Genomic DNA, 10,037 nt, shown 5'->3' with positions numbered 1-10,037 from the left:
GAGGGTACGGGCGCAGCCTCGTGCCCCCAAACACCGCGAGACGCTACGCGACGCACCCTCACCCCAACCCCTCTCTCCCACGGGACTTCCTTCGGTCGCCGGTGGGAGAGGGGCTAGTCGCCTTACTGCTACTGCTTCTTCAGACAACCGCTCATGAAGGTCTTGCGGGCGTCGCCCTGCAGTTTCTGCGTCGCGGCTTGCGCGTTGCAGTCCTTCATCCGCTGCTGGGAGGCGTTGCCCGCGGCCGCGGCGGTGCCGCCGCTGAGGCAGGCCTTTTGCGCGCTCTTGTACTCATCGCCTTTCTTGCCCTTGTTCTGGGCCGAGCACTTGGCCATCAGGGTCTGTTGTGCGGTCTGCGGCTTGGTCGCGGCGGCGGCCAGCAGTGGGGCGGCGGTGAAGCTCAGCAGCAGGCAGGTGGCGGCGAAGCGGGCGGAACGGGTCATGGCGGCAGCTCCGGTTGGATGTGCCGGCAGGGTGCGCCGGCACGGGTGACCGGATCATGACGCGGCGGTGGCCGGGTCGGCAATGCGGCGCTGCGGCATCGTGTCCGCGGCCTGCGCCGGGCCGTCGAGGAACAGCATCTGCGGCGGTGGATGCATCAGGAACTGCTGGTGCGAGATGTTCCAGGCGTAGGCGCCGGCCAGCGGGAACGCCAGGCAGTCGCCCGGCGCCAGTGCGGCCACCGGCTGGTCGCGGGCCAGTACGTCCTTGGGCGTGCACAGTTGCCCGACCAGGGTCACCCGCGCATCGCGCAGCACCGGCGGCTGCGTGCCGCGCAGCACCAGGAACGGATGGTCGTGGCCCTGCGCGGCAGGCGTGCGGAAATGATGGGTGCCGCCGCGGCCGATCGCGAACTGCGCGCCATGGCTGCGCTTGATGTCCAGCACCTCCATCAGGTACCAGCCGCAGGCGGCGCTGACGTAGCGGCCCGGCTCCAGGCGCAGACGCAGGCCTTGGCCGTGCGTGCGCAGCAACGCCGGCAACCCCGCGCAGAACGCGGCCCAGTCGAACGAGGCCGCCGGATCGGCGTAGTCCACGCCGAAGCCGCCGCCGGCATTCACCGTCAGCGGTCCCAATCCATGGGCTTGGCGCCAGCCCTGCACGGTCTGCAGGTAGTGTGCGATCAGCCGCAACTGCAGCTGCGCATCGCGCTGGTGCGACAGCAGGTGGAAGTGGAAGCCGTCCAGGCGCAGTCCGCTCGCGCCACGCAGCACCTGCATCGCGGCGTCCAGATCGTCCACGTCCAGGCCGAACGGCGAGGGCCGCCCGCCCATCACCAGGCGCGTGTCCTGCATGCCCGGCACCACGATGTTCAGGCGCAGGAACACCGACAGCGGCCGCGTGTGCGACGCGGCGATGCGCGCCAGTCGCTGCAGCTCGCCCAGGCTTTCCACGTGCACGCTGCAGTCGGGCAGGCTGGCGGCCAGCTGCAGTTCGGTATCGAGCTTGCCGGGGCCGCCGAACAGCAGCCGGCGGCCCGGCTGGTGCGTGTGCAGCCATTGCAGTTCGCCGCCGGAGGCCGCCTCGAAACCGTCCACCCACGGTGCCAGCGTGCGCAGCACGGGGGGCTCGGCGTTGGCCTTGGCCGCGTAGAACAGTTCGCACTCGGCCGGCAGGTGCGCGCGCAGCATCGCCGCGTGCGTCTGCAGCGCTGCCAGGTCGTAGACGTAGGCGCAGACCGGGCCTTCGGCCTGCGCGCGCAACTGCGCCAGCGCCGCGTGCAGTGGGGCAGGATCGATGCGCAGGCTCATGCCGCCGCCTGCCGCAGCGCGGCGCTGCCGATCGGGTTGGGCAGGAAGCTGTAGTCGGCATGGCGGTCGGCACGCTGCAGCAGGCGCAGGCGCAGGTTGTTCTTGGCCGGCAGCGGCGCGCCGTCGAGCAGGGCCTGCAGTGCCGGTTGCGTGCCGTGGCGTTGCTGCCACGTGCGCGCGATGTCGCCGACGATCTGCCACAGCTGGCGTTCGCGGCGGTCATGGCCGTCGGCGAGGTGGAAGATCGCTTCGGCCAGGTTGTTGACCAACGCGCAGTAGGCGATGCGGTTCCAGCCGCGTTCGGCGCTGTAATACAGCGACTGTCGCGCGGTCTCGGACATGCCCGGCAGGCGTGCGGCCGGCCAGCGCGACGGCAGCAGCTTGGTGCCTTCGAGGTCGCGGATCCACACCTGTGTCGGCAGGCCGTCCTCGCAGCCGATCACGGTGTTCTGCAGGTGTGGCTCCAGCACGATGCCGTAGCCGAACCAGGCGCTCCACACGCCATCCAGCAGCAGTTGCGCATAGGCGCGGAACCAGATCGCAGTGGCCGCCTCCAGGCTGCTGCCGCTGCGCTGCGCCAGCGTCTGCAGCGCGGCGGCGCAGGCCGGCTGGCCGCGTGCGTCGTTGGTGAACAGCGCACCGGCCACCTGCGGGCGATAGCGCGCGCGCTGCGCCGCGGGGATCGCCTGCCGGTACAGCACGCCGAAGCTCTCGCCCAGTTCGCGGCAGGCCTGCGCATCGGCGTCCAGCGCGGAGAAGTCCAGGTCGGTGGCGGCCGGCTCCAGCAGCACGTGGAAGCCAGGCACGCGCTGCGCCAGCGCCTGCCAGTCCGGCGCCAGCAGGCGGGTCAACGCCACCGCGCTTTCCAGTTCGTACCAGGCGTTCTTGCGCACGCAGTTGGTCAGGCGCACGTGTACCGACAGCTTGAGGAAATGATCGAGCTCGGCGTGGTAGAGCGTGCGTACCGACGAGGTCGGGCGCAGCGCCAGGCCGCGTTCGCCCAGCGGCTCGATCCAGCCGCGCGCCTGCGCCTGGCGCAGCAGCGGATGCGCCAGCACGCGCTCGGCCTCCCACGGATGGCAGGGGTACAGGTCGGCGCCGCCGCCGGCCTGTGCCAGGGTGGCGCGCACATCATGGCCCTGCGCGCGGTACAGGCGCGGGTCGATGCGGAACCAGAACAGCGGGAAGGCGCTGCGCGCTTCCGGCGCGCAGGCCAGCACCTGGTCCAGCGGCACGCCCTCGCGGCTCTTGGGCGTGGGGTGGAAGGCGTGGCCCCACAGCATCGACTGCTCGGCATCGATCAGCGCCTCGCCGGTGGGCTGGGCGGCGTCGGCCTGGCGCAGCAACTGCGCGGTGATGGCGATGCTGTTGGCGCTCTGCGCCAGCAGTTCCAGGTTGGGCGCGTGCTCGCCTTCGCTGAGTTCCTGCAGCAGCAGGCGTACCAGCGCCTCTGCGTCCAGGCAGTGCCACGGACGGCCGTCGGCCTTCAGGTAGGGCGCCGAGGCGAAGCGGCAGCGGCCCAGGCGGTCGGCATGCGCCAGGCGCACGCACAGCGTGGCGCCGGAGGGCAGGCGCAGGCGCAGCCAGCGCTCGCCGGCGGCGGCGATGCCGGGCCGGTCCAGGCCGCGATAGTCGAAGTCGGCCAGGCCGCGATCGAGCGCGACTTCGCGCAGGTAGCAGTTGAGCCAGCAGGTGATCGCCTGCGCTTGCGCCAGGCTGTCGTACCACGGGTCATGCATCGGCAACGGGGACATGGACGGTTCTCCGAACGGACGTGAGCATCAGGGCCGGCAGCAGCGCCAGCAGGGCGGCCGCGGCGGCGGCGAGGAAGGGAACGGCCAGGCCATGGCCTTGCACCAGGGCACCGGCGAGGGCGCCGCCGGCGACGCCGGCGTACTTGCCGGCGGCATCGAAGCGGCCGAACAACTGGCCCGCGCCGCGCCCGCCGGCAACCTCGGCCAGGCTGCGGTTGAGGCCGCGCAGCGCCATCCACATGCCCAGACCGAACAGCAGCCGCGCGGCGATCAACCAGCCGGGCGCCGGCGGCGCCATCTGCAGCAGGCAGGCCAGTGCGAACAGCGCCAGCCCCGCCGGCAGCGGCGACATGCGGTGGTCGCGACCGCGCCAGCACGGCATCAGCACCAGGTAGACCAGGTGCGGCAAGCTGTAGAGCAGGCCGGCGACCGCGCTGCTGCCGATGCCGTGCGCCTGCGCATACGGCAGGAAGTAGGGAAAGGTCACCACCATCGCGAAACAGAACAGGAATTGCGTGGTCCACAGCGCCCAGCGCTGGCGGCGCTGCGCCGCATCCGCCTGCGGCATCGCGGGTGTGGATGCGACTGCCGCCGGCACGCGCGGCGGATCGGCCGGCAACCGCCAGCTCAGCGCGAAGGCCAGCAGCGGCAGCAGCGCCAGGTAGCGGTACAGCGACTGCGCCGGCCCCAGCGCGGTGGCCAGGCCGAGCAGCGCCGGTGCGGTGACCATCGCCAGCCGTGCCGAGAACTGGGTCCAGTCCAGCGCCCGCGCCAGCGAGCCACTCTGCGCCTGGCTGCTGAGATAGGCGTTGGTCGCGGCCAGCGAGCCGCCGCAGGCGCCTTGCACGACCAAGCCGGCGACCAGCCAGCCCAGGTTCGGCGCGAAGCCGGCCATGAGGAAGCCAAGCGCCAGGCCGAGTTGCGCGCGCAGCAGCGAGCGCTTGCGTCCATAGCGGTCGGCCAGCCGGCCCCAGGTGCTGGCGGTGAGCGCAGTGCACAGCGTCGGCAGCACGTACAGCACGCCGCTCCAGCCGATCGCCGCACCCGGCGCGAGCTGCTGCAGCACCTGCGGCAGGAACAGCGGCATGCCCAGCGCGGTGAAGGCGGCCAGATAATGCGCGGCCAGCACCGGGCCGAGGAGGCGCTTCATCGCGCCGCCCCGGCCGCGACCGCGCGCGCCGCCAGCGCAGCCTCGCGCAGCAGGTTGGGCGCGCTGTCGCCGTAGAACTTGTTGATGTCCGCAGCGCCGGTGATCTGCTTGCCGAGCAGGCTGCCGGCGCTGAGCAGGTACTTCACCGGAAGCGTGGGCGCGTCCAGCAGCGCCTGCGCCGGGGCGGTGTCGATGCCATCCTCACGCAGCGCGCGCAGGGTGCCGTGCAGGCGCGCGCGCAGCAGTGCGTACAGCGGGGCGCGCAGTCCCGGCTGCCATTCCGCCAGCCCTTCCAGCACCGCCTGCAGATCCAGTTGCAGGATGATGGTGCAGAACATCCGCGCCAGCGCGGCGTCGTCCTGCACCACGATACGCGCGTCGCGCGGGGTGCCCAGCGCGGCCAGCGCCGGCCGTTGCGCGTACAGCCGCGGCAGCAGCACCCGCGCCGCGTCGTTGTCCTTCATCAGCAGCCGCGGCGCGCGGTCGGCGGCGTAGATCAGCACGCTGTTCTGCTGGTTGGCCTCCAGCGCGATGCCGTAGCGCAGCCACAGCCGCAGGTGCACCTGGCACATCAGCGCCAAGTAGCTGTCCCACCAGGCGGTGAGGTCGCCGCCATGGAAGCCGTCGGCCAGGTGCGCGGCCAGCGGTCGGCCATCGGGCAGCGTCGCGCACAGGCCGGCCACCGGCACCAGGGTTGCGTCCGGCAGCGCGGGATAGCGGCGCAGCAGATAGGACAGGTGCCGGGTCTCGCCGACATGGCCGGCATGCGCCTCGTCCACGTGCAGGTAGCGTTCGCCCAGCGCCGGATCGTGCGCGGCCAGGTCGCACAGCACGCGTTCGAACCAGTGCCCGTCGTACAGCGTGGACGGTTTGATCAGGCGCAGGTTGAGCGCGCCGAGCGTGCGCATCGGCACCGGCAGCTTCAGATGATGATCGGGAAACGCCAGCGGAATCACCGTGCGCAGCGACAGCGACGGGCGCACCTGCAGCCACGGCTGCGGCGCGGCGATCGCGCCGTCCGGCAGGGCGAAGCCGTCCTCGCCCAGCCGCGCGAAGATCAGCGGGTGCAGCGGCCAGGCGACGTGGTCGGCGTCCAGCGTCGAATCCAGGCCGAGCATGCTCGGGCGCGGCCAGAACGCCGGCGGCGGCGTGGTCTGGGTGACCTGCGCGATTGGCAGCGCCAGCCAGCGCAGCGCGAAGCTGGGGCCGAACTCCGGTGCGTAGCGCGGCAGGTCGGCATCGTCCAGGCCAAGCTTGGCGCGTGCGCTGGGATAGAACGGATGGTCGCGGTGGCTGGCCAGTTGTTCGCAGCGGTAGGCGCGCTCGTGCGCGTCGGCGGCGTCCAGCGCGGTGGCCAGCAGTGGCCGTTGCTGCGCGTAGGCCTGCCGCGCCAGCGCGCGCTGGCGCACCGCGCACTCGGCTTCCTCGACATAGGCGCGGTGCAGCGCCTGGGTCTCCGCGTCGAGCCCGGCGCCCAGTCGCGCCAGCCACTGCGCCGCGCCGGATTCGCAGACACTGTGCTGCCCGGTGTGCAGGACCCAGCTGTCGCTGCAGGCGCTCACGGTCTGCAGGTAGCCGGCGCGACGCAGCGGCAGCCACAGTTCGCCGTCGGGCAGGTGCGCGATGCGCCACCAGATGGCGTCTGTGGGCAGCGGCGCCTGCGCCCAGGCGGCGAGCACCGCCGGCGGCGGCGTGGCCGCGGCGCCGCGGCTGACGATGCCGCGCAGGTCTTCGCGCAGGCAGGCGTCGATCACGCGCAGGTCGATGTAGCGGCGGTCGGCGTCCTGGCTCATGCCGCCACTCCGGTGGTGGTGTCGATGCGCCAGTGCAGCGACGCCTCGGTGCTGGCCAGCGCCTGCTGCAGGTCCGACGCGGTGTCGGCGAGGACGTCCAGCACGCCCAGGTAATCCTTGTTGGAGTGGCTCAGGCGGATTGCGTCGCCGGGTTGCCGCAGGCGGCGGTAGCGTGCTTCCCAGTGCGCGTCGCTGCTGGCGTGGTCGGCACTGGCCACCGCCAGCGTACCGTCGTGCTCGGCCACGTAGTAGCGCACCAGCGCCTGCGCGCGGCGCGCCTGCAGCGCCGGCAGCGGCCGGCCCAGGTGCAGGCCGAGCACGCTGTCGAACCAGTGTCCGCCGAACAGGCGATCGAGCAGGAATTCGCGGCCGTCGCCGATGCTGCGGTAGTTGATCTCCACCAGCACCGGGCCGTCGGCGGTGAGGATGAACTCGCTGTGGCATACGCCGAAGCCGATGCCGAACGCCTGCAGTTGCGCCAGTGCCTGCTGCAGCACCGGGGTGTCGATGGCGCTGCGCCAGCGCGCCTCGCATTCGACGAAATGCGGTGGCGCCGACAGTTGCACGTCGAAGCCGCCGATCGGCTGCAGGGTGCGCCCGTCGCCGAGCGTTTCCAGGGTGAACAGCGGACCCTCCAGCACGCTCTCCAGCAGCACGCTGCGCTGCGGGTGGCGCTGCCAGAAATCATCGAGGTAGGCCTGCAGCGCCGCCGCGTCGGCGCAGTGGCGCACGTCCAGGCTGGCCACGCCTTCCCGCGGCTTGGCGATCAGCGGCCAGGGTGCCTGCGCCGGCGGCATCGCGCCCGGCGCCAGGCTGCAGAACCACGGCGCCGGCAGGCCGAGCGCGCGCAGCCGCTGGCGCATCGCCGCCTTGTTCTTGGCCGCGTAGCAGACCTGCCAATCCTTGCCCGGCACGCCGAGCGCGGCGGCGACCACGGCGGCGCTGGTCTGCAGGTGATCGCTGTTGCTGAATACCGCGCGCGGCGGCTGCGGCAGGCTGCCGAGCAGGTCGAGCACGCCCAGCGGATTGAACACGTCGCACTCCAGCACCTGCACCGGTGCGGCCGGCGGATGGCGGCGGAAGTGGTCGAGGTGCGCGTGGCGGTGGTCGGTCAGCAGCAGCACCGGCACGCCCAGGCGCTGCGCGGCGGGGAGGAAGCCATCGGTCACCGCCGGGTGGCAGACGTGGCTGAGGAGCAGCAGGGGAGCGTCGTGCGAGGTCATGTGCGGGTCTCGTCGGGCGCAGGCGCACGCACGCCGCCGGCGCGGCCGCGCGGAGGCGGACACGGGAGGCATGCGCCGCGGCTGCGGCAGGGTCGCGTGGTTGCCTGGCGCATCGCATCGGGCGCGCGCTGGGTAGGGGAAGGACGCGGCTGCGTCCGCTGCAGGTGCCCGCGTCTCCCGCGGGCGGCGGCGCGCCGTGCTGGCGCGCGGTGGTGCGACTGCCGGCGTCGTCGTCCGACGCCGGGGTGGATCAGAACGTGTACTCGAGGCCGACGGTGACGCTGCGGCCCGGCGCCGGCTGCCGGCCCCAGGGACTGGTGTCGATGCCGCGGTACCAGTACTTGCGATCGAACAGGTTGTTGACCGCCAGCGACGCGCTGAGCTTGCCGCTGGCGCCTTCGCTGAGCACCTGGCTCAGCTGCGCGTTCCACACCCAGTAGGCCGGCAGCTCGCCGACCGAGCCGATCGCGTTTTCCTGCACGGTGTTGGCCGCATCGCTGAAGGCGCGGCTGAAGTAGTAACTGGAAACGGCGACGGTGGTATGACCGGAGTCGGGCCGGTACGACGCGCCGAGGGTGAGCTGGTTGCGCGAGGTGTAGGGCACGCGCAGGCCGTCGTACACGCCCGATTTCTGCCGTGCGTCCAGATAGGCGTAGCCGGCGTTGAGGGTCAGCGCGCGCAGTTGCGCCGGGCTCCACTGCAGTTCCACTTCGCCGCCCTGGTGGCGGGTCTTGCCGAGGTTGCGGTAGGTTCGCGTGGTGTTGTCGAGCTGGATCTGCTGGTCGAAGTCGATCAGGTAGCCGCCGAACTGCACGCGGGTGCGCTCGTTGGGCTGGTAGCGTGCGCCGGCCTCGTAGTTCCAGGCCAGTTCGGCGTCGAGGTTGTCGCCGAAGATGATCTGGGTGACCTGCGGCGCGCGCAGCGAGCGCTGCCCGTCGGCGTACAGGTACCACTGCGGGCTTGCCTGGAACCCCAGGGTCAGGCCGGGCAGCACGTCGTCGGTCTTGTTGCGCGTGCGTGCGCCGCTGGCCAGGTTGTAGTAGCGCGAATCGACCTGCTCGTAGCGCAGGCCGGGGGTGACGGTGACGCGGCCGTCGGCCAGGGAAATCGCGTCGCTGACGTAAGCCGCCGCGCCGCGGTCCTTGAAGCGCCAGTCGCGCACCAGGGTGTACAGGCCGTCGCTGAGGCGGGTGTTGCCGACCAGGAAGTCGATGTCCTCGTTGATCGCGCGCGCGCCCAGCGTCCACTGCTGGCGCACCGCGCCGTCGCCCATCGTCCAGCTCAGCCGCGGCTCGCTGCCGTAGACGCGGAAATCGCGCGGGGCGCTCTGCCGCAGTTGCGGCGGCAGGTCGGGGCGCCAGGTCTCGCTGGCCGCCGAGCGCATGCCGACGATGAAGTTGCGGCTGCTGCGCGCGCTGAAGTTGCTCCAGTCCAGGCGCAGGTCCTGGAACGGCCCCACATCGCCGAAGTCCTGCTGGTAGACCAGCGAGGCGCGCGTGGTGCGGCCGTTGAATGCGTCCAGCGGCCGCGTCGACTGGCGTGGATCGCGCAGGTAGTCGGCGGTGGACAAGGCGCCGGCCATGTCCATGTCGGCGACGTAGCGCTGCACGCTGGCCTTGAGCAGCTTATCCGGTGCCAGCCACCATTCCGCGCGCAGGCGCAGATTCTTGATGTCGGTGGCGCTGTGCTCGCGCCAGTAGTCGCCCTTGGTCCAGTTGGCGTCCAGTTGCAGGCCGAAGGTATCGCTGGCGTAGCCGCCGGTACTGAACGCGGTGTCGCCCAGATAATGCCCGGCGCCGCCGGCGGTGACCTTCTGCCCCAGCGTGGTGGTCCAGGTGGTGGGGATGTCCGGGCTGATCAGGTTGATCACGCCGCCGACGTTGTTGGGGCCGTACTGCACCGCCGCGCCGCCGCGCACGATGTCGATGCGGTCGACCTGGTTCAGGCCGACCGGGAACAGCGACAGGCTGGTCTGCCCATACGGCGCCAGCGCCAGCGGGATGCCGTCTTCCAGCACCTGCACGCGGCCGCTGCGGCTCTCGTACAGGCCGCGCAGCATGATCTGCGGCAGCGCGCCGGTGCCGGTCTCGTCGAACACCTTGATGCCCGGCACCTTCTGCAGCGCGTCGTCCAGCGAGCGGTTGGCGCCGGTGCGCAGTTGCGTGTTGTCGATCACCTGGCGGCTGCCGGCGTAGTGCTGCACGTCCTCGACGGTGGAGCGGCCGAGCAGGCTGCCCTGCACCTGCACCGCGTCGAGCTGGCGGATCCGCGCCTGCGCGTCGGCGTCGGGCGGAGTGTCCTCGGCGCAAGCGCTGGAGGGGGCGAGCATGGCGGCGGCGAGGGCGACGGCCAGCAGCGAAGGGGAA

General features: G+C 71.9%; 7 protein-coding genes. All 7 read right to left on the bottom strand.

The window, feature by feature from the left end; genetic code table 11:
* Nucleotides 1-128 precede the first annotated feature (128 nt).
* Nucleotides 129-443, bottom strand: a complete 315-nt coding sequence (locus CEK66_RS04165; protein ID WP_152236038.1) for a PsiF family protein — start codon at nt 441-443, stop codon at nt 129-131.
* 54 nt (nt 444-497) lie between these two features.
* Nucleotides 498-1,751, bottom strand: a complete 1,254-nt coding sequence (locus CEK66_RS04160; protein ID WP_152236037.1) for a type III PLP-dependent enzyme — start codon at nt 1,749-1,751, stop codon at nt 498-500.
* The gene (locus CEK66_RS04155; RefSeq protein WP_152236036.1) at nt 1,748-3,505 is read right to left on the bottom strand and encodes an IucA/IucC family protein; all 1,758 of its coding nucleotides are present in this window, start codon (nt 3,503-3,505) and stop codon (nt 1,748-1,750) included. Before CEK66_RS04155 ends, CEK66_RS04160 begins: the two co-directional genes overlap by 4 nt.
* A complete protein-coding gene (locus CEK66_RS04150) occupies nt 3,483-4,655 on the bottom strand; it encodes an MFS transporter (protein WP_152236035.1) in 1,173 nt (390 codons plus the stop codon). Before CEK66_RS04150 ends, CEK66_RS04155 begins: the two co-directional genes overlap by 23 nt.
* Nucleotides 4,652-6,448, bottom strand: a complete 1,797-nt coding sequence (locus tag CEK66_RS04145) for an IucA/IucC family protein (RefSeq protein ID WP_152236034.1) — start codon at nt 6,446-6,448, stop codon at nt 4,652-4,654. Before CEK66_RS04145 ends, CEK66_RS04150 begins: the two co-directional genes overlap by 4 nt.
* Nucleotides 6,445-7,671 (bottom strand): siderophore biosynthesis protein PvsA, encoded by a 1,227-nt coding sequence (locus tag CEK66_RS04140; protein WP_152236033.1) that lies wholly within the window; start codon nt 7,669-7,671, stop codon nt 6,445-6,447. The genes CEK66_RS04145 and CEK66_RS04140 overlap by 4 nt, the downstream gene beginning before the upstream one ends.
* 250 nt (nt 7,672-7,921) lie before the next feature.
* Entirely contained in the window at nt 7,922-10,000 is a 2,079-nt protein-coding gene (locus tag CEK66_RS04135) for a TonB-dependent siderophore receptor (RefSeq protein ID WP_152236042.1), read from the bottom strand.
* Nucleotides 10,001-10,037 lie beyond the last annotated feature (37 nt).

This window comes from Xanthomonas sp. LMG 12460 (genome assembly GCF_009192895.1).
GTDB classification, from domain to species: Bacteria; Pseudomonadota; Gammaproteobacteria; order Xanthomonadales; family Xanthomonadaceae; genus Xanthomonas_A; species Xanthomonas_A sontii.
Note: the sequence above shows the minus strand (reverse complement) of the source record. Positions and strands in the feature narration are given on the sequence as shown.